Consider the following 23,590-nt stretch of genomic DNA (forward strand, 5'->3'; position numbering starts at 1 on the left):
AGTCTCCAGGATTTTTTGACGAAACTCCGTCGAATAGGCTTTCATAATGGCATTTCTAACCTTCTCTTTGACTGTACCTCACTCACGTGAAAATTGCTATATCCATACTATTAATAAATTAGTCAGTGTTATGTTGCCGAACCCTGCGGTTTAGCACCTTTATAGGTTATTTTATCCCGCCTATTGCTGTTTAGTATCCTTTTTTTTACAGAATTTTCACGCTCGTCATCGCCAATCTGTAGGCTGATGGGGCAAATTTCCGCGATCGCATTCCTCACTTTATTGTAACTCGAAGGAATTTCGGCTCCTCCTTAGTGCTTCGGTATTGAAGAAATGTTTCGAGACTTTAAGAGTGGCGGCTATAATCTAGAATCAACCCCTTAGATCCCAATAAAAAACTGTTCCGGTCGAAAATAAGGAAAATTGCCTCTAGCAGTCCGCCATTTTCCAGCCTAATCTAGGGTAAGCCGCACGAAAAGCCTAGAATTTGTCATGACTGAAACAGACTCGCAATTGTTCGATAAAACCGATCGCAATACGGTTAAGAGACTTCCCCAGCGTAGCAGTTACGATCGCGAGCTTGCCTATCAAATCCTCGATGAAGGGCTAATCTGTCACGTTGGTTTTGCGATCGAGGGGCAACCTTTTGTTATTCCAACCGCTTACGGCAGAATCGGAGATAAAATCTACATTCACGGTTCGCCCGCCAGTCGAATGCTTCGCTCGTTGCAAGGGGGTTTACCCGTCTGCTTGACTGTGACTTTATTAGATGGTTTAGTCCTTGCGAGATCGGCTTTTCACCATTCCATGAACTATCGGTCTGTTGTCATTTTTGGCAAGGCTGAAGTCGTATCGGAATTGCAAGAGAAGCTCATTGCGCTCAAAGCCTTTACAGAACATATCGTTCCGCAACGGTGGGATGAAGTGCGATCGCCAAATCCTCAAGAACTCCAAGGAACTTTGGTGTTAGCATTACCCCTTAACGAAGCTTCGGTAAAAATGAGAACGGGCGATCCGTTGGACGATAAAGAAGATTACAACTTACCCGCGTGGGCGGGTCAAATTCCTTTGGCATTAACGGCAAAAACGCCAATTCGAGATAGCCAACTCCCCTTGGAAATTGCAACTCCAGATTATCTTTTAAGTTACACTAGAGGTTGTTAAATCGAGCTATCTCGAACTTAAAACTAAGATCTGCCCCGTGTTAGAACTGCACTGCCATACGACCTTTTCCGACGGAACCCTGACCCCTACTGATTTAGTTCGCACTGCCCTCAATGCGGGCGTTCGCGCTTTGGCGATTACCGACCACGATACGCTGTCGGGCTGGGAGGAAGCTTATGCAGCGGCGGCGGCGGATTTAGAAATCGTGCCGGGAGTCGAACTGAGTACGGTTCATAACGATCGCTCCCTTCACGTTCTCGGATTTTACCCCAACCCGGAGAAGTTGGAGCCACCCCTGCGCGATCGCGTGGAAGGGAGAAAGCGCCGCGCCCAAAAAATGGCCGACCGCTTGGCTTCCCTCGGCTACCCCATCGAACTGCCCCAACTCGGCGAGGGGATGGCCCCCGGACGACCTCACATCGCCAAAGCCTTACTCAATGCCGGTCACGTCTCTTCAATGGAGGAAGCATTCGATCGCTGGTTGGGCGATAATGGCCCCGCTTATGTCTGCTACGAAAAGTTTTCTGCCGTCGATGGCGTTCGCTTATTGCGAGATTGCGACGCAGTGCCGGTTTGGGCGCATCCTTGTTTATTTCGCGGCGGCAGCGTCGAGGAGGTCTTACCGGAGTTGGTGGCGGCGGGCTTAATGGGGGTTGAGGTTTACCATCCCGCCCATAGTCCCAGCCAGGTTGACAAATTGAAAAAAATGTGCAGCGAGTATGGGTTGTTAATGACGGGAGGCAGCGACTACCACGGCCCTAACCCCGGTATTAGCGGTAAGGAAGAGACGAAACTCAATCAGTTGAAGTTACCGTTGGCGTTGTTGGAACCGTTGCAAGAGGCGGCGCGCGAGTTAGGAAGGGCTTCGCTGGGCGGCTAGGGCGATCGCCAGCGGAAAGATGCGGTGTTCTTGCACCTGAACGCGGGCGTGCAGCGTTTCGGCGGTGTCGCCTTCGAGAACGGGAACGACGGCTTGGATGATAATTGCGCCGCTATCGACTTCGGGGGTGACGTAGTGGACGGTGCAACCGGCAACTTTTACGCGCGCTGCGATCGCTTGTTCGATCGCGTGCAGTCCCCGAAAGCTCGGTAAAATACTGGGATGGATGTTGAGTAGGCGATCGGGGAACGCATCGATGAGGACGGGCGTGACGATGCGCATCCATCCGGCTAAGATTGCCCAGTCTGCCCCGTATTCTGCTAGGGTTTGGATGATGGCGCGGTCTAAGTCTTCTCGCTTTTTGTAGTTGCGGTGGTTGAGAAGCACGGCGGGAATGCCGAATTGTTTGGCGCGTTCTGCTGCTTTAGCGCTGGGGTTGTTGTAGATGAGAACTTGGATTTTGGCGTTGAGTTCGCCGTTTTGAATCGATCGCGCGATCGCTTCAAAGTTACTCCCACTTCCCGATGCGAGTACGCCGAGTTTTAAGGTTTGCGTTTGAGGCAGTTCTTTTAAGGTTATTGAGGGGGAAATTAAGGCGGGCGATTCGGGGTTAGCGGTCATAGGTTAGAATGAGTTAAAACCTCGATTGTAGGGGATTGGCAAGGGTTAAAAAAAGGAATTTTTTTTGAAATTTTGGGCTTTACTTTTTCTCAAAGTTTAGGTATTATATTTTTAATAATGGAGTGGTTGCGTTGTTCAAAAAGTGCCGATATTCCCATTTTCTAGATAATACCAAAAAGTCAAGCAAAAATCAACCAAAAAGCGCACAAAAAAGGCGATTTTTGTGAAGTGATTGTAACAAAAAATAGAGCTAAGCAAGACGAGCAAGACAGCGCAAGCTGCCAGTAAGAGCTTGCAATCATGATGAGTAACGAATTACATTTCGGCAAGCGTTCGACTGAAGTTCGACAGGCTCATACCAATTCTCCGAGTTCGGACGACACATCTTGAGGCTGAAACCCCTAATATATCTAGCTTTTTTAATTTTTAATTTTTAATTGGTATCACTTGCCGAAGTCTCAATGACCGCGAACTACGAATTACGAATTACGAATTACGAATTACATATTACGAATAGCGTTATAATTTTGATTCCTACAAGAAATCGGGTCTTTCCCGTCGAGCAACCATAAACAATCCGGTTATGAGTAAAGGAACGCTGTTCGATAAAGTTTGGGACGCGCATACCGTCAGTATCTTACCTTCAGGACAAACGCAACTATTCGTGGGCTTGCACCTCATCCACGAAGTCACCAGTCCTCAAGCCTTCTCCATGCTACGCGATCGCAGCCTCACCGTACTATACCCCGATCGCACCGTAGCCACCGTCGATCATATCGTCCCCACCGACAACCAAGCGCGCCCCTTCGCCGACGACATGGCAGAAGAAATGATGCAAGCGCTCGAAACCAGCACCAAAAACCACAGCCTGCGCTTTTATAACATCGGTTCCGGCAGTCAAGGCATCGTCCACGTCATCGCCCCCGAACTCGGACTCACCCAACCCGGAATGACCGTTGCCTGCGGCGACTCCCACACCTCCACCCACGGCGCATTCGGCGCAATCGCCTTCGGGATTGGGACTTCCCAAGTCCGCGACGTTCTCGCCTCCCAAACCCTCGCCCTCGCCAAACTCAAAGTCCGCCGCGTCGAAGTCAACGGCACTCTCCCCCCCGGCGTATATGCCAAAGATGTCATCCTCCACATCATCCGTCACCTCGGCGTGAAAGGCGGAGTCGGTTACGCCTACGAATTTGCAGGCAGCGCCATCGAAGCCATGTCAATGGAAGAACGGATGACGATTTGCAACATGGCGATTGAAGGCGGCGCGCGTTGCGGTTACATCAACCCCGATGCCATTACTTACGACTACCTGAAAGGACGCGACTTTGCCCCCAGCGGGGAAGATTGGGATAAAGCCGTCGCTTGGTGGGAAAGCTTGCGCAGCGATCGCGATGCCGAATACGATGACGTTATAATCTTCAACGCCGCCGACATCCCCCCGACCGTCACTTGGGGCATCACGCCGGGACAGGGAATTGGGGTGAATGAAAGCATTCCCGTATTAGAAAGCTTAACCGAAGACGATCGCGCGATCGCCTCCGAAGCCTACCAATACATGAAACTCTCCCCCGGAAGCCCCATCCAAGGCACGCAAATCGACGTTTGCTTCGTCGGCAGTTGCACCAACGGACGCATCAGCGACTTGCGCGAAGCCGCCAAATTCGCCAAAGGTCGTCACGTCGCCAACGGAGTCAAAGCCTTCATCGTCCCCGGTTCCGAGCGCGTCAAACAGCAAGCCGAAGCCGAAGGACTGCATCGCATCTTCACCGAAGCAGGCTTTGAATGGCGTGAAGCCGGGTGTTCCATGTGCCTCGCCATGAACCCCGACAAACTCCAAGGCGACCAAATCAGCGCCTCTTCCTCCAACCGCAACTTTAAAGGACGGCAGGGTTCTTCTACCGGGCGTACCCTGTTGATGAGTCCGGCGATGGTGGTTGCAGCAGCGGTGAACGGTAAAGTAACCGACGTGCGGGAGTTAATAGAAGCCTGAACTGCTGGGGGTGGAGGCGTGCGAGAGAATGGAGACCGACATTTCGATTTGTAAAGTTTAGGTCGATGCTGCGTAAAAATGGCCGCGATCGCCAGAGATACTCATAGCACCTATCATCAGTATCTCCGTAGCAGCCCATGAAACGCGGCAACCTGCATCTCCTCGCTCTCCTTCTCCTTCTGCACCCCTTTAGCACCAACCGTGCTACCGCCCAACTCACCCCCGATAACACCCTCGGTGCCGAAAACTCCATCGTCACCCCCGAAGCAACCCGCCAACTCATCCAAGGCGGAACGACGCGCGGTAGCAATCTCTTTCACAGCTTCACCGACTTCAACGTTGGCGAAAATCAGCGCGTCTACTTCGCCAACCCCACCGACATTACCAACATCCTCACCCGCGTCACCGGAAACAACCTTTCTAACATCCTCGGTACATTAGGCGTAGACGGTGCAGCGAACCTCTTCCTACTCAACCCCAACGGCATTATCTTCGGCCCCAACGCCCAACTCGATATACGCGGTTCCTTCGTCGCTACGACTGCCGACAGTATTTTATTCGATAACAACGTTGCATTTAGCGCCAGCGACCCGCAAGCCCCGCCCTTACTCACCATTAACGTCCCCATTGGATTGCAGTACGGCAGCAACTCCACCGCCACAATTAGCGATCGTGGCAGCTTATCGGCAGGCGGAAATTTAAAACTCGGTGCAGCAAACTTAGACTTACAAGGACAATTGCAAGCCGGGGGAGATTTAACCTTACAAGCTACCGATACCATAACAATTCGAGATAGCGAAACCAGCCCCTTTATCGCCGCCGCCAACGGACAATTATTAGTGCAAGGGAACGAGAAAGTCGATATTTTTGCGCTCAATCATCCTGATAGTGGCTTGTATTCCGGAGGCGATATGGTGTTTCGTTCTGCCAATGCGGTTGGGGGCGACGCGCATTATCAGAGTGGAGGCAATTTTCGGATTGAAGATTTGCAGGGAAAGTTGGGAGGTTTATACAGTCCTTATGACCCGATTATTCTAACAAAAGAAGATGTCTATATAAGTGACTATGTAGGGTCTTCTCTGCATATTTTAGCGGGGGGAAGAGTCAAAATCGGAAACGTCACAATTACGGAAGCAGATCCATCGAGTTTCACAATTTACCCCGGTCATCCCGACCCTGAAATTTCCAAGCTAGCTTCAGTCTCTTTGCCTGATGGAACAACGCAAATTATTGATGGCAGAAATCGTCCTACTCTTGATATTCGTGCGGGCATAAATCATCTAACTATTAATGATATCTCGAATAGCACTATTAATCCCAAATTAGATAGAGCCTTTAATGCAGATTCAAACGTTACACCTCCACCCGACCCATCAGGAGTTGGAAATTTAGATCAAAGATTTACCCCAGAGATTCCAGTGGACAAACGCTCATATGTTGAGATAGGTTCAATCCAAGTAATGGACAAAAACGGTCTTGTTTTCATTAGCAATAATAGTAGGCTTGCGCCTGTATTACCTAATAATAATATTCAAATAAATGGTACTATTACAACGCAAGGCGACAAAAATAGCGACATTATTATCGATAGTCGAGATCGAATAATATTTACTGGAGATGGAACACAACTTAATACAGGAAATATAAAATTATTTTCAACTGGTGGTATACGTGCATTCAATGATGTCAGTTTTGTGGCGAGTGGGAGTGCAACATTAAATGGCAATCTCGATACGAGTTCTCAAGTGTCAAAAGGGCGAAATGTTCAGATCGATACAGGAGAAAGCTTGACTATCAATGGTAATTTAAATACAAGCTCAAAAGCAGGAAGTGCAGGAAGCATTAATTTAGAAAGCGATCGAAATGTTATTCTAAGCGGAAACTTATACGCTCGTTCTTCACAGAGTTATGGTGGTGACATAAAAATTGAAGCTAATAATGACATTTTCATCAATAGCGATAATAAAAGTATTGATTCTTCTTCATCAGCTTCTAATGCTGGAGCAATTGATATTTTCTCGAGATTGGGTAACATTACGATAGATAATAGTCAGCTTTCTGCTGAAGGATTTACTACAGCAAGTGGAAACACAATCACTTTGACAGCAGAACTTGGAAAAATCGATCTTCTTAATGGTTCTCGCATATCTGCCAGCACTTATGGAATAGGCAATGCAGGGAAAGTATCTTTAACAGCTTTAGAAACTATTGGCATTGATAATAGCCAAGTTTTGAGTTCATCATTATCTTCTTCTTCTGGTCAGGCGGGAGATATCGAAATTAACGTCACAGCAGGTACTCTTACCCTCCGTAATGAAGCAGGCATATATACCAGCACTGAAAGTTCAGGAGACGCGGGAAATATCTCGATTTATTCCAGACAATTTAACCTTGAAGAGCGAGCGAGACTATCGGCAAATACTAATCATGATGGCAACGCAGGAAAAATCAACATCCATTCCTCTGAATCGGTCAATCTTGATAGAGGTTTTGTTTTTGTAAATTCTTTTGATAATGGCTTGGGCAATGCAGGACAATTAACAATTAACACTGAAAACTTAACAGTGAAACAAGGTTCTATTATTTCTGCTGCTAGTGATAGTCTGGGATTAGGCGGCGATATTCATCTAAACGTGCCTAATGGAACTGTTAATTTTGTTGGTAATGATTTTATATCTTTATCACCTACCAATGAAATCACTCCGACAGCTTTGGCAGTAGGTTCTTTTGGAAATGGTGCTGCTGGGAGTTTGACAGTTGATGCTAAAAACTTCATCGTTCAGAATGGAGCTTTAATCTATGGCTCCGCTAATCGGGCTTCCGGAGGTAATGCTGCTAATATCACGATCGCAGCATCAGAATCCGTGCAAATTTTGGGGACTACACCAAACGGTCAACTTCCTAGTAGTTTATCATCAGATACATTCGGTGCTGGCAATGCCGGAAACTTAATAATTTCTACTCCGAATTTACTGGTTCGCGACGGAGGTAGGATTTCTGCGGGAACGACTGGAACGGGAAGTGCAGGTACTTTAAATATTACGGGTGCAAACCTAGTTGAAGTTACAGGTACTTCTCTTGACGCTCAGCGCTCAAGCCAGTTACTTTTTAACTCTTTTGGGTCAGGAAATGCGGGAGAGTTAAAAATAGAAACGCGACAATTACTTTTGCAAAATGGTGGTCGAATTATAGGTACAACAGGAGGAAGCGGTCAAGGAGGTATTATCGATGTCAATGCCACTGAGTCGATAAGTATTTCTGGGACATCAGGAAACTTTGCCAGCGGTTTAATCTTCGATAGCAACGGTTCGGGAAATGCGCGAGGGATTCGCCTGCAAACTGCTGGTGATTTAGCCGTGAAAAATGGCGGTCAAATAACCGTGAGCGGTACGGGGGCGGGCGTGTCGGGAGATTTAGATATTGCGGCGCGCAACATCTTTTTAACCAACCAAGGACAGCTTTCTGCTTCGACACGGGCGGCGCAAGGTGGGAATATCCGACTCCAAGCGAGCAAAAATCTGATTCTCAGACACAACAGCGAAATCACCGCAGAAGCATTTGGCGCTAGTACGGGGGGAAATATCCATATGGATGTTGGCGGCGTAATTAGTGCTGTATTATCGGAAAACAGCGATATTGTTGCGAGTTCGGAGTCCGGTCAAGGGGGAAAAATCTATTCGGATGCTCCCGCTTTGGGTTTTCGCCAGTACAACGGTCGCCGCACCCCAGAAAGCGATTTTACTGCGATTTCCGAACAAGGAGGGCCGGATTTGTCGGGAACGGTGGTTGTCACGCGCAACGTACCGCCCCTCGTCGAACTGCCCAATCGTTTCGCTCCTCCACCGCTGAACGAAGGTTGCGATGGAGGTCAGACGAAGGAAAATTCTCGTTCTGGACGTGCTGCCTTATACATTCCGGGGCGCGGCGGATTGCCTCCCCAGCCCACAGATATGTTAGGTAGCACGACAGTGGAAATTCCTTGGCTGATGTCAGAGGAGAACGAACCAACGGCTTCATCGCCAGAATTGGTGGAAGCGACGGGATGGGAAAAGTTGCCGAACGGAAGGATTCGTTTAACGGCCCCTGATTCTGAAAAGTTGGGAAATTTACCGTTGGCTTGTCGGTCTAGAGAAGAAGAATCGAAGAATCGTTAAAGAATGTCAATCCTGTAGGGGCGTTATATATAACGCCCCGATGGGGAAATGCGTAGGGTGCGTTAGGCGCGAGTTGAATTTTCAGGGGAAGGAGTTGATTTTTTGATTGCGCCGTAACGCACCAAAAACTTAAATTGGTGCGTTACGCTTCGCGCTCCACACCCTACAGTTGAAGAATTCATTACCCAATTTTGCCATCTCTAGCGAAAATCCTGGTAGGAAATGCGTAGGGTGCGTTAGGCGCGAGTTGAATTTTAACCGAAGGAGTTGATTTTTTGATTGCGCCGTAACGCACCAATTTAAGCCTTTGGTGCGTTACGCTTCGCGCTCCACACCCTACAGTTGAAAAATTCATTACCAAATTTTTGTTATCCTCAGCGAAAATCCTGGTAGTTCCGGTTCGCAGCTAACGGATTCTGGATTGTCCAAAATTTCGGGTTCTCGGTCAGTTCGATAAGTATGAACTGTACGATTTTTGCGATCGATTAATAACCCCAACCGTACCCCGTTGGCGATATATTCCTCCATTTTTTCTTTGAGACTTGCCAACGTATCGCTGCTAGAGCGCAATTCTACTACAAAATCCGGCGCGATCGGTGCGAAAGAGGCTTGTTGTTCTGGGGTTCAAGCATTCCAGCGATCGCGCCGAATCCAGGCCGTATTGGGCGAGCGAATCGCACCATTCGCCAAGGTGAAACCCGCACTGGAATCAAATGCTTCTCCAGTTGCATCGGCTTCCGACCACACAAAAAGCTGCCCAAAAACCCTACCATTACGGTTTCCTGTATCAGAAAATACCGGAGCCATAACAATAATTTCTCCCCGGGCATTCCGTTCGATTCGCAACTCAGGATTCGTTCGACAAAAATCATAGAACTGCCGATCGCTCATCTCCGACATTGGAGTCAGCGAAGAAAGATCGATCGGCAATGAGATTTGCTCTGATTTGACCAAAAGGCTAGTCATTGGCAATCTAGCTCTATTGAATAAAGTCTGTTCTGATTATAGCGAAGAGCTTTAAAAAAAGGATGTAGGGATGCTTTGGGAAAACCCCTTACCGGCTAGCGCTGGACAAGTACGAAAGTTTACAATTTTGGTCTGCGCCATAGTTTAACACTCAAAGCTGTTACTCCTACAATTAAAAAACTGATAATGGAATTAGGTTCTGGTACAGAACGGGAACTAATTGGCGTAACTTCTATAGAGCCAATTTCTCTTGTGAAACGAGTATTGACACCAATTTTCTGAAAAAATTCCCAGCTTTCTTTCTCGAATCCAGTGATTTTAAATTCTTTCACTCCCAGCTTCTTGGTTATGGGGTCTTCAATTAACAAGTTTCCAAGTTTGTCCTCATATTGACTAAAATCGAGAGGGTTTCCAGGGCTAAAGTTTCCTAGCGTAATATTTCCAACAATAACATCGAATTTGTATGGTGTTTTAGAGGGATTAGGTAAGCAGGGAAAGTTCAATATTTCCGATATTAAAGTGTCACCAGTTCCCTTAACGTTATAACCCATTGAAGGGTCGGGATCGTACCATTGGTTGCTGAGAGTATTCTCAAAAACTTTGATCTCCCCATTTACTCCTTCAGTGCGCGTTGGTCGCAGGAGATAATCTTGGTTTTGTCGAAACGCAATATCGCATAAGAGTGGGGCTGGCGGCGGCGCTGGTGTCGGAGTTGGGGGCGAGACAGTGCCAATCAATGCTACGCCCTCATTAATACATTCTTGGAGCAGCGAGGCGATAAAATCACCTGCCATTTCTGCTGTTTTTTTGAAACTAAACCCGAAGATATTAGCGCCAGTTTGGAAAAACCAATCGGTTTTAAATCCTTGCGTTTGTAATTCGGCTTGACTTCTGATGGTGACATCGCCTAATCTGTTGCCCGTCGCAATAATGTTGGGCATGAGCGTTTGGGGATCGCTCCAACTTCCGCGACTGGTGTAAGGCGCGTAGTAAGGATTATCCCAAGCGAGATCGCCCATCCAGGGTTCTAAGTCGCCGATGTTACCCAGAGTCGGATCTTTGAGAAAGCGGCGGTTTTGTTCGAGGTTCTGGAAGCCTGCATTTTGTCCGGCAACGTTGGCTCCAGCCGTGACTTGATAAACGCCGGTTTCGAGGCGGGAACCGTCAGGCGTTCTGGAGTCGTTGTTGGGGGCAAAGCGCACGCCGAAGAGTTTGTTGGTGTCGAAGGCTTGTTTGAAGTTGCCGGTTCCGGAGAAGTCGAGAAACAAGTCGCCCCAAGCAATACTGTCGTTTTCCACTGGGAAGCAAGGCCCGTCATTCAAACACAATTCCGGGCCGGTTGGGTTGCCGGTGATGGGCATATCGGTGTTGAGGGCAACCCAAATATTGTTATCGGCATCTTCGTGAATAGCGATGCCGTAAGTTTCGTAGATGGTGCCGCCTGCTTTGATTACGCCGTTGACGGAGCCGTAACTGTCGTAGCCCGGATCGATCGCGTATTGCCAGCCATCGCGGAAAACGGCAGCGTTAGTCGGTTGAACGGCAGCAAACATTAACGCGATCGCGCCGAGCAATCCGCTGGCGCGCGCGGGAATAGCCTGTATTTTCATCAGTGGTAGATTTCTCCTTAGATAGGCGATCGCGATAACTTCCTCCAATCGCGACTCTCCTTACAAATCGCTCTCATGCGTTCTATCGTGAGAAGGAAGTATAACAAAATGCTGTTTTCAGATGTAGCATACGCGACTTTAATTTTTCAAGCCCTTCATTAAATCTTTAAACTCTGTGCGAGATTGCACGGAAGTTTAGCCTCATTAAGACTTTCTTCACCTAAAGCCTTACTGAGAATAAATATCACTTTTTTATTAAACGTGAGAATTAAGTTTTGAGGGGATTGGAGTGCGGACAGCGAAGATGGAGCGCTCCCGCAGAGAAGATATCCGCTTCGCGGCGCGCGAGAAATCATTAATATTACAGCGCTGGCAGTAAGAACCTTTAATAAGGCAGTTCCCGAGATTCTTGTTTAACCGCACCACTCATGGCAGCTTGTTGCAATTGCACGAACGCTCGCAAGTCCTCGCCGTCATACTTGGTTTTTTGTAACAACCACCGCAATTGGTTTTCAGCTTCTCTGCTTAAATAGCCCGTCGTCAGCGCTTGATTCACAACTTCACGAATTAAAATCATCTTCAACACCTCGATTTGCTCTGTTTCTCGCTGAAGGATTGTGGAACTTCACGGAATCTTTACATTAGGTTCTCCAAAAGTGTGGGTAGATTTTACGCAAGACAGAGATTTTTGTAATAGAAAGTAATACTCCGTCGCCTGCTTCTCGCTCTAAGCCTCTGCTGTTGGGGGTTTGGGTTATCGGGCGATCGCGCTTTAATGTAAAGAAATATTAAAATCAGCGCGATCGCGCGTAAAAACTCCCTCGAAACCCAGAGACATGAGTAGAAGCAGCCCCAAAACTCTCGATTTTACTTAACATTGAGCGTAAGCCAAACAATGTGCCAACTGAACCAAACACTGAGGGAACTCGCCTTAGAAGCCAAACAGCATCGCTTCGGAACGGCAAAACGAAGAAGGATACTGAGTCTTCTATTCCAAAAAATTCAACAATCCGGGCAACTTCCCCGGTGCAACTACACCTACCTTCCCAGCAAACTACGCGAGGAATGCACTCATGTTGCCACTCAAAAACTCTTCAGTTACCTCAGCGAAAAAATCGAGCTTTATCAACCCGAACGCGAGTTCATGGCTTGGGTAATTTTCTTGATGCAGCAACGATTTTTTGGGGATGCCGAACGAGAATTGCGCGGCAAGAATTTTTCAGAATTTCGGTTTCAAAGTTTGACAGAACTGTTTCAGAGTATTCCCGCCCGCCGACTAGAAGAAATCGAGAGAGAAGAAACAAATCGTAATTTTTTAGAAGAACTTGTGAGAGAAATAAAGGAAGATATGCAGGGTGTCTTTAAAAGCAATTACATCACCAATCGACCCGATGCAAATCTCCAATATATTCTACTTCAGTATTGGGAGGGATACTCCGGTAGCGAAATCGCGCGCGGCTTAGCCGTCCCTATCTCTACTTTAGATTCATTTTTGAAGCGAAAACGTCCTTTATTACAACAATATTTTCAAGATTGGAAAATCCAATAAATTAATGCTAGCCCCTTTATTGTTTTGGTTGAACATCATGACGAACTCCGCCCAAAATCCAGAAATAACCGCTCCCCTAACTTTGACAGTTCACCAAACTGCTAAAGCATTATTCGACCAATATCAGCATCCTAAAAAAGCACAAAAAGTTTACTTAAATGCTTTGGCAGTCGGTGCGGTCGATTATTATCTCAGTTGTTTGGGCATAAAAACAGCAAAACCCACTCCAGAGCTTAATACTATGGTTGATGCGGCTTTCACGGACTCAGCGGTTTTAAATATCGCCTCGAGTGGGAAGATTGAATGCCGTCCTTTACTGCCGGAAGAAACAGAATGTTTCATTCCTTTAGAAGTTCGGGACAATCGATTGGGATATGTTGCAGTGCGGCTGAACGCTGAGTTAACTGAAGCCGCTTTAGTTGGATTTCTATCTCCCCAAAAGTTAGCAGAACTGCCGTTGCAAGAACGCATCGACTTGGAAGAATTTGACCCGGTGGACAATTTATTTGACGCTCTCGAACCGGAACCCATTTCGGCAACTCAGAGGCTGCACAATTTTGCGGAAGAACTGCTAGCATTGGGCTGGAAAAAGTTAGCCGAACTGGTAACGATTCCGGCGAGCGAGCCAGCTTTCAGCGTCAGAAGTCCCACGACGCTTCCAAAAAGTCCGTTGTTGAATGAGTCTTACTCTGGGATTAAGCTGGGGAAGGTTCTCGATTTTGAGAACGATTGTCATGTGGTTTTAGCGATCGGAATTAGACCGGCAGAAAATGAGGAAGTCGAAGTCAATCTCGATTTTTTGCCGGAGGAGAAAAAGCCTTATCTCCCTCCCGATTTACAGGTTAGCATTTTAGACGAACAAAATGAAGTGGTAATGTATAAAAAAACCAAACAACGGCATAAAAATTTCCCGTTTCAATTTTTTGGGGAAGCGGGTGATTCTTTCCGTATCAGAGTGGTATTTGGCGATCGCTCGACTTTAGAATCGTTTTACCTGTAACGCGCATAGAGGGTGCTATGGCAGAGAAGTTGGTGGTATTAAAGTTTTACGGCAACTTACACTCACAAGGGTTTACCGTTGCGTTGGAAGTGAGCGAGGAACGGCAACGCGCTACGACGGATTGTTCCGCAAACTTACCTGCCGATCCGGAATTAGCCGCCGCGATTTCCTCCTACTGGCAGGAGCATTACCAGCCGCTTGCCGGAGACCAGTCTCGGGGGATACGCCCCGGAGCGATGCCTTACGGTGGCTCGATTAGCCCTAAAATTGAGGAGTGCAAGCGCTCTGGAAAAAAGCTCAAAGCTGGCATCAACCATTGGCTGCAATCTTCCAATTTTCGTCCGCTTCTCGACTCTCTCCTGCAACAACTGCAAGCTGAGGATGAAGTTCGCGTCTTAATTCGTACTGATGACGAACTCTTGCACAAATTGCCTTGGGAATGTTGGAAAATCTTCAACGATTACCCAAAAGCTCAGTATTGCTATAGTTCTCATTTTTCCGCGCCCCCTCCCAGACGGCAGGATTTACCGCGTAGAAATAAAGTGAGAATTTTAGCGATTTTGGGAGAGAGCGATCGCATTAATGTCGATGCCGATCTTATGACTTTGGAACAACTCTCCGACGTGGCTGAGATCGTGGTGCTTTGCGAACCGAGGAGCGAAGAAATTAACGATGAGTTGTGGGCGCAACCGTGGGATATTATCTTTTTCGCCGGACATAGTTATACGGAGGGAGAAACGGGCGTTATTCGCATTAATCCCGATGAAGCTCTCCCCATCGAACAGGATAGTCAAGTGTGGTTTGGCTTGCAAAAGGCCGTTCAACAGGGCTTACAACTGGTGATTTTTAACTCTTGCGACGGTTTTGGCTTGGCGAAACAATTGGATATTCTCCACGTTCCTCAAGTCATTTTTATGCGCGAGTTTGTGGTTGATTTTGCGGCTCAGAAGTTTTTGCAATACTTTCTGCGCGCTTATATTGGGGGGGATTCGTTATCTTTAGCCGTTCGGGAAGCGAAGGAAAAATTACGCGGTATAACCGTTGAAATCGACGGTTGCGATGAAAAGATTGAAGTGCCGTATGCGGAATGGTTGCCGGTGCTTTGGCAAAATCCTGCGGTTTTTCCGCCGAAATGGGAAGAGTTGCTTCCTCCAGTGACGAAAAGAACTTTCCCCGCGAGGCGGCGATGTAAGATTGGGACGGTTGCGATCGCGAGTTTGGCGATCGCAGCGCTCGTTTTTGGGGCGCGCTGGCAGGGAAAATTACAACCGTTAGAGTTGAAAGCGTATGATTTTTTTATGCAGCAACGCGCGATCGAACCGCGCGACAATCGCCTCCTCGTCATTCGTATTACCCCCGACGATCGCGATCGCTTAAAACAGTCTCCCGACAAAACAGGACAAGGTTCGAGAACGTTGAGCGATCGCAACTTGGATCGTTTGTTTGAGAAGCTCGAAGGGCTGCAACCCGCCGCGATTGGCTTGCTTATCGCGCGCGAAGGCAGTATTAGTTCCCAATATCCTCACTTTAAAGCAGCGTTAGAGGGCGATCGCACGATTGTGATGTGTCAGTTTAAAACTGAGTCCCAGCAGGGAACAGCGGCTCCGGAGCCGGTGGCGCGCGATCGCGTGGGATTTTTTACCACTGTTCCCGATGCGGACGGTGTATTGCGCCGCCATCTTTTGTCTCAGAAAGTTAGCGATCGCTTCCCTTGTAAAGGCGACTTGATTGATTCTTTTAGCCTTCAAGTTGCCCAGCATTATCTCCAGAAACAAGGCGGCTATCGCTTAGACCTCTCAGATGATAATTTCATTCAAATTGGAAGCACCCGATATGAACCCCTAAAACTGCATCGCGGCGGCTATCACCATCCAGATTCTGGCGTTGAGGGAGGGATTCAAACCATGTTGAATTATCGCCCCTATCGGGATTATCAAACCGATATCGCGCGCGTCGTTTCGCTGACCGATTTCTTCGACGACCAACTCACGCCCAAAGATGTTCGCGATCGCATCGTTTTAATCGGCAGAAACTTCAAAGATGAGGGCGAACTCACGCCCTACAACCCGACAGCAAAAAGTTTTATCGACAAAACTCCCGGTCTTTTTATCGTCGCCCAAGAAATCAGTTCGATTTTAAGCAACGTCGAACAGAAAATCCCCTTAATCTGGGCTTGGGATTGGTGGGGAGATGCGCTCTGGATTTGGGGCTGGTCTTTAACCGGAGGATTACTGTATTGGTTTCTAAACCTGTGGAAAACAAGTCCGATTAAAGGGTTAGCACTCCTAATACTTTCCTATGGTTTAGCTTGGGCTACGCTTTACGGTCTTTGCCTCTTATTTTTCTTCAACGGCGGCTGGCTTCCGTTCGTTCCTGCTACGCTCGGTTTATTCCTAACCGGCGCGACAATTTCACTTTACCAAGCACTCAAAAACATCAAATTCAACCCATGAAAACTCGCTCCACAGTAATTGAGAAACTGGTGATTATTTTGGCGATCGCCGGTATTGCAGCCTTTTTAAAAAATGCTCCAATGCAGGCACAACCCCAGCCCGAAACGAGTCCCGCTTCGACGCTGCCAACGCCAGAACGCGATCGCATTATTTTTACGCCCCGCCCCGAAGCAAAAGATGATGATGAATCGCGCGGTCCCGTTAATCCCCCACCTCCCTACGGCGAATCGCTCTGTCCTATTGCTAAAATTCCGTTAACCGCGATCGCTCCTAATAAAGACGGAAACACTAACATTATTCTCACGGCTCAAACTCATCCCAGCTTATGGTTTTATAACCCTTACGAAAGTCAGTTAACAGGAGAATTTAGTATCAGTCAGCAAGGCAAACAAATTTACCAGCAAACTCTTCAACTTTCAGGAAAAGCTGGATTGATTGGCATTACTTTACCGACCGCGCTTCCGGGTTTAAGCTTAAATGAAGAATACAATTGGAATTTGACGCTGATTTGCAATCCACAAGATCGTGCTGAGGATTTGTATGTTGGAGGAAGCATAAAGCGAGTCAATTCTACGCCAAACTTCACTCCTCAGCTTACCGCAATGCCTCAAGACAAAGCAAAACTTTATGCTCTCGATGGATTATTACCGGAAACATTAACAACCATCGTTCGAGATTTATCTCCAAAAGATAAGGCAACCGCTCAGTTGTATTGGACGCAGGTTATGCAAGAGTTAGGATTAGAAAAATTGAGCGAAGAATCGCCCGCAGAACAAGAAACCAAGCCTTTGTAAAGGTTTTGTAGATCGTTCAAAATCCGACTAGAATCAACGAAGCCCAATAACCAGGACTTTTGACCAAAGTATCTTTTGAATTCGACGTAATGATATCCATCTGAGCGAGACGCAATGCTTCTGCTTTACTCACTTTGCGATCGCTCAGATTTTTGTAGAAATTAATCATTAACTCATTGGCAGCATCTTGTTTAACTTTCCATAAAGAACCAATCGTGCTGTTCGCGCCGGATTTTATGGTAATTCCAGCCATTCCTAATACCGCCCGACGATCGCCCGAAGCCGTTTCGCAGGCACTAAAAACTAATAATTCAAGGGGTTGCGCGGCAGGAGTGTTGTGGAGGATACCACTTAGCTCGTTAATGTCGAGGGTATAATTGCGGCGATCGCTCGATTTATCGTCTGTAAAAATATAAGTCTCTTCAAAGCTGGAACTAAATTTACCGTGAGTGATAATGTGAACGACATTGTAATATAAAGAACTCATCCGCTCTTGCAACGCCTGCTTTGTGAACTGCCCGTTGCTTATCACTTCAAAATTCTTTAAAATTTGACTGAGTTTCTCGATCTGATTGGGAACTGCTGGGGTTAAAGGTTCCCAGCCGGTACGAGTTTCTGTCGCTCCTAAAATCAGCGTTTTTGTCGCTTCAATCTTAAACGGTTTTGGTTCAATTAGTTGAACGCTAGGCGCGATCGATAAACTATAACCGCGCTCGATTAAAAACTTTTCTCCGTCGTGGAAGGCTGCCATCGGCACTGAGCGTAAATTGCTATCTAGCACCGTAACTAAATGAGTTATACCGTTGTTTTGGAATTCTTGTACGAACGGTGCGATCGACCATTTATATAACTTTTGTAAGGGAGCGCGATCTGTGTCAAGAAAATTTGGCTTTTTTGAGCTTTCGGAGGCTTTTTGAAGTGTTTCTTCAAACTCACTTGCTTCAATTTCTTCAACGTGGGATAATAACGCTTGCTTTTGGGGTAGTTTTACGATTGTTGCCAGTTGATGGGGCAAACTAATCGTATAAAGAAAGGCTGAATTTGGGTCAAAACTGCTAATCTTTTCGAGATGTTGGCTGAAATCAGCGATCTGTCCTTGCAGTGAGTTTGTCTCTGAAGAAGGGGTAACTTTTGACTGAAGATTGCAGCGTAGAAAATCCTCCAATTCGGCGACTTGCAGCGCATCGATGTAATAGAGGGCTTTTTTCAAATCGTCTTGAGGGATGTTAGCTTCCTCTCGCGATAACAACAAACTCACTAACTCTCGATAAACGGGTTCCACGTTATCTCGGAAGGTAAAGCGCACTTCCGGATTGGGTAAACTGAGTAACTCTTTCCGAACGCTATCTACGGTTTTAATGGTCTCTTCATAAGCAATAACTGCTTCGCTTTTTTGACCTTGTTTAACTAAAAGTTTGCTTAACTCCCATTCCCATTGATACAAAAGATCGTTAGCGTGGACTTCTTGCGAGCCTAAAATTGCATTCCGAAAAAGCTCATTTGATTGCGCAGTTTGACCTTTAAACTGATAAATGCTACCTAAATAACCTTCGGTGTAAGCAGAGATTTTAGAATCGTTGACTATTTTTGCTTGCGATTGCGTTTCGAGCAATAATTGTTCGACGATGGGGAAGTAAGATTCAAGATTTCGATCGATTAAAAGGGCAGCGAGCTTAATCCGAAATAACAGGGTTTGATGTTGGACGGGAAAGGCATTGAGCCGAGCGAGTAACTCGTTTAAGTTCTGCAATCCCTCGTCGATTTGTTGGGTAGGAGTAGGATTGAGTGGTATATCGGCTTGTTTTTCTAAGTCAATAAGAAGGGAGAGTCGATTGATATTAGCTTGAAACTTGGTGAGTTCGGAAGGAGAACTATCTTGCGCTTTTTGATAAAAATCTAGAGCAGTTTTAGCGATCTCGATTTGTTGAGCGATGGGATATTCTTTGCTATTACTACGCTCGAAAGCATCTTTAGCACGAGAGTAAACGATCTTTTTAAGGTTGCCTAAAAGGAGGTAGGATTCGGCAATGTCTTGGGATGAATTAAGCGATCGCGCGACGGTTAAGCTTTGTTGCAATAACCATTCCGCAATTTCAAGCTCGTTACGCTGTTCTAATCCCAACGAACTAAACAACGGTGTTGATTCTAAGGTTTTGCGATCGCCAGCGATCGCAATAACTTCCCCTAAATGTCGCAGGGCGGTCGCTTTGAAGGTAGAATCGCTAAGCTGAAGAATACCCCCGGCATTATTCAGCGAAAGCTCGAGCATCTCCCGATAATTGCCCGATTCTTTCAGCGCGATGCTGTGGTTAATTTTGCACCTTAACTCTGAGGTGGTATCGTTCAGTTGATGATAAATGTTTGTGGCTTGCTTCCAATCTTCTATCGCGCTTTCAAGCTGGTTCAGGCTGAGTTCGAGTTTACCCCTAACTTCGAGCAGCCGCGCAAAAATTTTATCGCGTTCTTTCCCCCCAATATTCGGGAGAAAACCCGAGCTATTTTCGATCGCGTCTCGAGCCTCCTGCCATTGTCCGACGGCTTGATACACTTGGGATAGGTTAATACAAGCGATCGCGGCTTTCGGGAAATCTCCAGCGGCGGTAGAAGCGGCGAGTGCTGATTGTAAAATCGCGATCGCGTCCCCATATTTCCCTTGCTGGTATAATATCTGACTGCGACGCTGCCAATCGTCTATCGTTTCGGGCTGCGGGGTTGTATCGCCCGACGAAAAAGCACTAGCATTTTCTGGCACAATCGCGATCGCAACTCCCAAACAAAAAAGCAAAAAATATGCGATCGCTCGACGTTTCCCCCTCCCAATCCCTGCTCTCAAACCCCGAACAAATCTCGAAAGTAGATACATATTCCCTTCGTAATTCGTAATTCGTAATTCGTAGTTCGTAATTTTACCCTTTATATAGCAGTTTTCACATGGGTGAGGTACACTCAGCGGGCGAATACCATTCGCCCCTACCGATTTGATTTTTGGAACTGTACCTCGCGCAAACGAAAAACGCTATAACTCATAATTCATAATTTATAATTCCCCCCTCGTCGCGATGGGCAAAATTCAAAATTATCAATTGTCCATTATTAATTATTCATCATTCATTATTCATTAATAACCGTGTTCGGCGAGAAAAGCTAAACTGATTTCTTCCTCTTTCGCTGCTGCGGAAGAATGCCGAACTAAGAGTTTATCGACATACTTCCCTAAAATGTCGGCTTCTAAATTCACCCAACTGCCCGGTTGTAAATACTTGAGGTTAGTGCGATCGTAAGTGTGAGGAATGACGGCGACTTTAAACCAATTGCCGCCGGGATCGCATTCAGCAATCGTTAAGCTGATCCCGTTGACAGAAATGCTACCTTTATCCACTAAATAACGCGCGATCGCGTCTTCCCATTCCAACCGCAACGAGGACACCGAACCAAAAGTCATCTCCCACGCTTGGGCAGTACGAACGCTTTCGAGCAAACAACCCACGCTATCGACGTGACCCGTTACGAAATGCCCGCCGATTTTGCTGCCAACGCGCAAAGAGGTTTCTAAGTTCGCCCAATCCAGCGCCGGATCGATTTGACCGAGGCGAGTGCGGCGCAACGTTTCTGGGGAAACGACAGCAGTAAAGCCGTTCGGCGAAATCTCCTCAGCCGTCAAACAAGCGCCATCCACCGCAACGCTATCGCCGATCGCTAAGTCTCCTAAAATTAGCTCGGAATCGGCGCTCGCGGGCAAAATTTCCCAGCGATCGCTTCCGAGAGGCCGAACTCGTCCTAAAGCTTGAATTAATCCTGTAAACATAGTTTTTCGTTAGAAAGAGATAATATAAGCGGCGGCGCGCCAGGGGAATTTTTCCGATCGAGTACGTCGCATTCACCCCTTAGTGAGGCATACTTGGAGAAGATAGGTTTTTGATTTAGCCTTCAGTTTAGCTCCTAGCCGGAAGCACAACGCGCTCTTTGGCGCTGCCCGAGCGTCGGAAGTAAAGCCACGTATCCTCGCACCTTGCGGACGAGATTCTAGAGACGAAGCCGATGATTGAAATGAAAGTTGCTGGAATTGCGTTGGATGCCATCACTCGCAGTCCCATTGTATTGCTTAAAGATGGCTCCGATCGGCGGGCTTTGCCGATTTATATCGGGCAGGAGCAAGCGAAGGCGATTATCGGCGCTTTGGAAGGACAAAAACCGCCTCGTCCTCTCACGCACGATTTGCTTAATAATTTGCTGGAAACTTGGGAAATGCGTTTGGAGCGCGTGATCATTCACTCCCTGCAAGATAATACGTTTTATGCGGTGCTGTGTCTATCTCAAGGCGAAGTGAAGAAGGAAGTCGATTGTCGTCCCAGCGACGCGATCGCGCTAGCATTGCGAACCGACAGCCCGATTTGGGTGATGGAAGAAGTCGTCGCCGATGCTTCGATTCCCGTCGATCGCGAAGCGGATGAAGAAGAACGCCAAGCCTTTCGCAATTTTGTCGCCAACTTACGCCCGGAAGACTTTACCGAACGAGGGCGCAGCAGTCCCAACGAATCCTAAGCGCTTTTTCCATGCAGTATCGACGCTTCGGAAGAACCAATCTGCGGTTATCGGTTTTTTCTCTGGGGACGATGCGCTGTTTGAGTTCGGCTGCCAACGTCCGCGCTACCTTGGAACGCGCGATCGCCCTCGGCATCAACCATATTGAAACCGCTCGCGGCTACGGCAAAAGCGAGGAATATTTAGGTTTAGCGCTACAAGCCGGACTTTCCGTTCCGCGCGATCGCCTCCACATCACCACCAAACTTCCTCCCGCCCCCGATGCCGCAACAATGCAGACTTGGATCGACGAATCCCTAGAACGCCTGCACCTCGACTCCCTCGACACTTTAGCCATTCACGGCATTAACACCTGGGAACACCTCGAAGCCGTGCTGCGTCCCGATGGCTGTATGCAAGCCGCGCGTGCTGCCGTTGCCGCCGGAAAAGTCAAGCATCTCGGTTTTTCTACCCACGCCCCAGTTGACATTATCCTCGCGGCGATTAACACAGATTTGTTTGATTTTGTCAACCTCCATTATTATTACTTTTTTCAGAGAAACGCTGCCGCAATTCGCCTCGCCGCCGAGAAAGATTTAGGCATTTTTATCATCTCGCCAGCCGACAAAGGCGGACAACTTTATCAGCCCCCGCCCATGCTGCAACAGTTATGCCACCCCCGCACGCCCCTCGCCTTAAACTATCGCTTCCTGCTAGCCGATGCGCGGATTGCCACCCTTAGCGTCGGTGCGGCGAATCCCGAAGAATTGCTCGAACCCCTCTCGGTGGCGGACGAGACACAGCCTTTAACGGAGGCAGAACGGCAGATTTTCCAACGTTTAGAAGCGCGATTGGATGAGGAATTGGGGACGGATTGTTGCCGACAGTGCGATCGCTGTTTGCCTTGCCCGGAAGCGATTAACATCCCCGAAGTCCTGCGCCTTCGCAATCTAGCGGTTGCTTACCAGATGACAGAATTCGGAAAGTACCGCTATCGGATGTTTGAAAACGCCGGACATTGGTTTCCTGGACGCAGGGGCGATCGCTGCACCGACTGCGGCGACTGTTTGCCGCGCTGTCCCGAAAATCTCGATATCCCAAAACTGCTGCGCGATACCCACGAACGCTTACAAGGATCGCCGCGCCGCCGACTTTGGGGTAATTCGTAATTCGTAATTCGTAATTCGTAATTCGTGGTTTCTAGTCAATTTAGTAGGGTGGGCAGCGCCCACCAGCCAAGGCTTTGGTACGTTTAGTAACCTACATTCGCGCTCGAGTAGCACTATAATTCATAGTTCGCGATCTGTATTAGCGGATTTATTTTCACCTTTTAAAAATCGATAAATTCAATAGTGGGTAATGGCTCGTGAATAATCAAGTTTATACAAGCATTCTCTTAAAACGCAATCTTTGCTTTCTGTTGAGCCTTCTCGCCTTTTGTCCTCCTGCCCTCGCTCAAAAATCCCCCAAATTCGCAGCCTGTAACTTTGATGCGACTGCCCTCACTGACGAAGGATTGCCCGCCCGCGAAGGAATTGTAACTGCCTATAGCTTCTCTCAAAATGGGATGACGAACCCTAGCTTGTGGTGGACTCGCGAGCAGTTTGGAGAAGGAAAATTACTGGTTAATTGGATCGCAAAGACCGCAGAAAAACAAATCGATCTGGTTGTAAACTGGCAACTGTGGTCGGTGATGGGTTATGTCGAACGCTACAGTTTTATCAATCATTTCGGGACGGTAGCGCGGGAGTATGGCTATCAACTCCGCGTTTTCAATCAACGCCAAGAATGTTTAGCGATTTATAATTGCGATCCGAATGCTGCTACCCTACAATGCGCGATCGATTTCGATCCCGCTCGCCGCAGCCGATTTCGACTTTAGTAA

16 protein-coding genes and 1 pseudogene are annotated in these 23,590 nt (G+C 47.5%); 11 read left to right on the top strand and 6 right to left on the bottom strand.

Going from position 1 to position 23,590, the window contains the following annotated elements:
- The first annotated feature begins 492 nt into the window (after window positions 1-492).
- Together H6G50_RS11830 and H6G50_RS11835 are read left to right on the top strand one after the other, a co-directional pair.
- Complete coding sequence (locus tag H6G50_RS11830) at window positions 493-1,164, top strand: pyridoxamine 5'-phosphate oxidase family protein (RefSeq protein ID WP_190716441.1); 672 nt, start codon at window positions 493-495, stop codon at window positions 1,162-1,164.
- Window positions 1,165-1,201: 37 nt separating this feature from the next.
- Window positions 1,202-2,044 carry a PHP domain-containing protein gene (locus H6G50_RS11835; protein WP_190716443.1) on the top strand — a complete coding sequence of 281 codons (843 nt, stop codon included), beginning with the start codon at window positions 1,202-1,204 and terminating at the stop codon, window positions 2,042-2,044.
- Here H6G50_RS11835 and purN read toward each other — a convergent pair.
- Complete coding sequence (purN, locus tag H6G50_RS11840; RefSeq protein WP_190716446.1) at window positions 2,018-2,665, bottom strand: phosphoribosylglycinamide formyltransferase; 648 nt, start codon at window positions 2,663-2,665, stop codon at window positions 2,018-2,020. The two genes, H6G50_RS11835 and purN, sit on opposite strands and share 27 nt — an antisense overlap.
- Window positions 2,666-3,248: 583 nt before the next feature.
- Here purN and leuC point away from each other — a divergent pair.
- Window positions 3,249-4,658 carry a 3-isopropylmalate dehydratase large subunit gene (gene leuC / locus H6G50_RS11845; RefSeq protein ID WP_190716448.1) on the top strand — a complete coding sequence of 470 codons (1,410 nt, stop codon included), beginning with the start codon at window positions 3,249-3,251 and terminating at the stop codon, window positions 4,656-4,658.
- Between the two features lie 137 nt (window positions 4,659-4,795).
- On the top strand, window positions 4,796-8,812 hold the full coding sequence (locus tag H6G50_RS11850) for a filamentous hemagglutinin N-terminal domain-containing protein (RefSeq protein WP_190716454.1): 4,017 nt from the start codon (window positions 4,796-4,798) through the stop codon (window positions 8,810-8,812).
- Between the two features lie 354 nt (window positions 8,813-9,166).
- Here the strand turns inward: H6G50_RS11850 and H6G50_RS11855 are convergent.
- The 3 genes and pseudogenes from H6G50_RS11855 to H6G50_RS11865 form a co-directional block, all read right to left on the bottom strand.
- Window positions 9,167-9,778, bottom strand: a pseudogene (locus H6G50_RS11855) (Uma2 family endonuclease).
- 119 nt (window positions 9,779-9,897) lie between these two features.
- The gene (locus tag H6G50_RS11860; protein WP_190716456.1) at window positions 9,898-11,388 is read right to left on the bottom strand and encodes an XDD3 family exosortase-dependent surface protein; all 1,491 of its coding nucleotides are present in this window, start codon (window positions 11,386-11,388) and stop codon (window positions 9,898-9,900) included.
- 385 nt (window positions 11,389-11,773) lie between these two features.
- Window positions 11,774-11,965 (bottom strand): hypothetical protein, encoded by a 192-nt coding sequence (locus H6G50_RS11865; RefSeq protein WP_190716458.1) that lies wholly within the window; start codon window positions 11,963-11,965, stop codon window positions 11,774-11,776.
- Window positions 11,966-12,283: 318 nt separating this feature from the next.
- On the opposite strand from H6G50_RS11865, the gene H6G50_RS11870 reads away from it, so the two are divergent.
- The 4 genes from H6G50_RS11870 to H6G50_RS11885 are packed head-to-tail and all read left to right on the top strand — an operon-like array spanning window position 12,284 to window position 17,184.
- Entirely contained in the window at window positions 12,284-12,937 is a 654-nt protein-coding gene (locus tag H6G50_RS11870; RefSeq protein ID WP_190716460.1) for a hypothetical protein, read from the top strand.
- A 4-nt stretch (window positions 12,938-12,941) separates the two neighbouring features.
- Complete coding sequence (locus H6G50_RS11875) at window positions 12,942-13,937, top strand: DUF1822 family protein (protein ID WP_190716462.1); 996 nt, start codon at window positions 12,942-12,944, stop codon at window positions 13,935-13,937.
- 17 nt (window positions 13,938-13,954) lie between these two features.
- A complete protein-coding gene (locus tag H6G50_RS11880) occupies window positions 13,955-16,390 on the top strand; it encodes a CHASE2 domain-containing protein (RefSeq protein ID WP_190716464.1) in 2,436 nt (811 codons plus the stop codon).
- On the top strand, window positions 16,387-17,184 hold the full coding sequence (locus H6G50_RS11885) for a DUF928 domain-containing protein (protein WP_190716466.1): 798 nt from the start codon (window positions 16,387-16,389) through the stop codon (window positions 17,182-17,184). Before H6G50_RS11880 ends, H6G50_RS11885 begins: the two co-directional genes overlap by 4 nt.
- A gap of 16 nt (window positions 17,185-17,200) precedes the next feature.
- On the opposite strand, the gene H6G50_RS11890 is transcribed toward H6G50_RS11885, so the two are convergent.
- Entirely contained in the window at window positions 17,201-19,969 is a 2,769-nt protein-coding gene (locus H6G50_RS11890) for a CHAT domain-containing protein (RefSeq protein WP_190716468.1), read from the bottom strand.
- A gap of 333 nt (window positions 19,970-20,302) precedes the next feature.
- A complete protein-coding gene (gene ribE / locus H6G50_RS11895) occupies window positions 20,303-20,989 on the bottom strand; it encodes a riboflavin synthase (RefSeq protein WP_190716470.1) in 687 nt (228 codons plus the stop codon).
- Window positions 20,990-21,222: 233 nt separating this feature from the next.
- Here ribE and H6G50_RS11900 point away from each other — a divergent pair, with 233 nt between their 5' ends.
- From H6G50_RS11900 to H6G50_RS11910, 3 genes are all read left to right on the top strand, one after another.
- Window positions 21,223-21,726, top strand: a complete 504-nt coding sequence (locus H6G50_RS11900; protein WP_190716472.1) for a bifunctional nuclease family protein — start codon at window positions 21,223-21,225, stop codon at window positions 21,724-21,726.
- An 11-nt stretch (window positions 21,727-21,737) separates the two neighbouring features.
- Entirely contained in the window at window positions 21,738-22,874 is a 1,137-nt protein-coding gene (locus H6G50_RS11905) for an aldo/keto reductase (protein WP_190716473.1), read from the top strand.
- Window positions 22,875-23,071: 197 nt separating this feature from the next.
- Entirely contained in the window at window positions 23,072-23,587 is a 516-nt protein-coding gene (locus tag H6G50_RS11910) for a hypothetical protein (RefSeq protein WP_190716475.1), read from the top strand.
- The last annotated feature ends 3 nt before the right edge of the window (window positions 23,588-23,590 follow it).

Origin of the sequence: Oscillatoria sp. FACHB-1406 (genome assembly GCF_014698145.1) — a bacterium.
GTDB lineage: Bacteria > Cyanobacteriota > Cyanobacteriia > Cyanobacteriales > Spirulinaceae > FACHB-1406.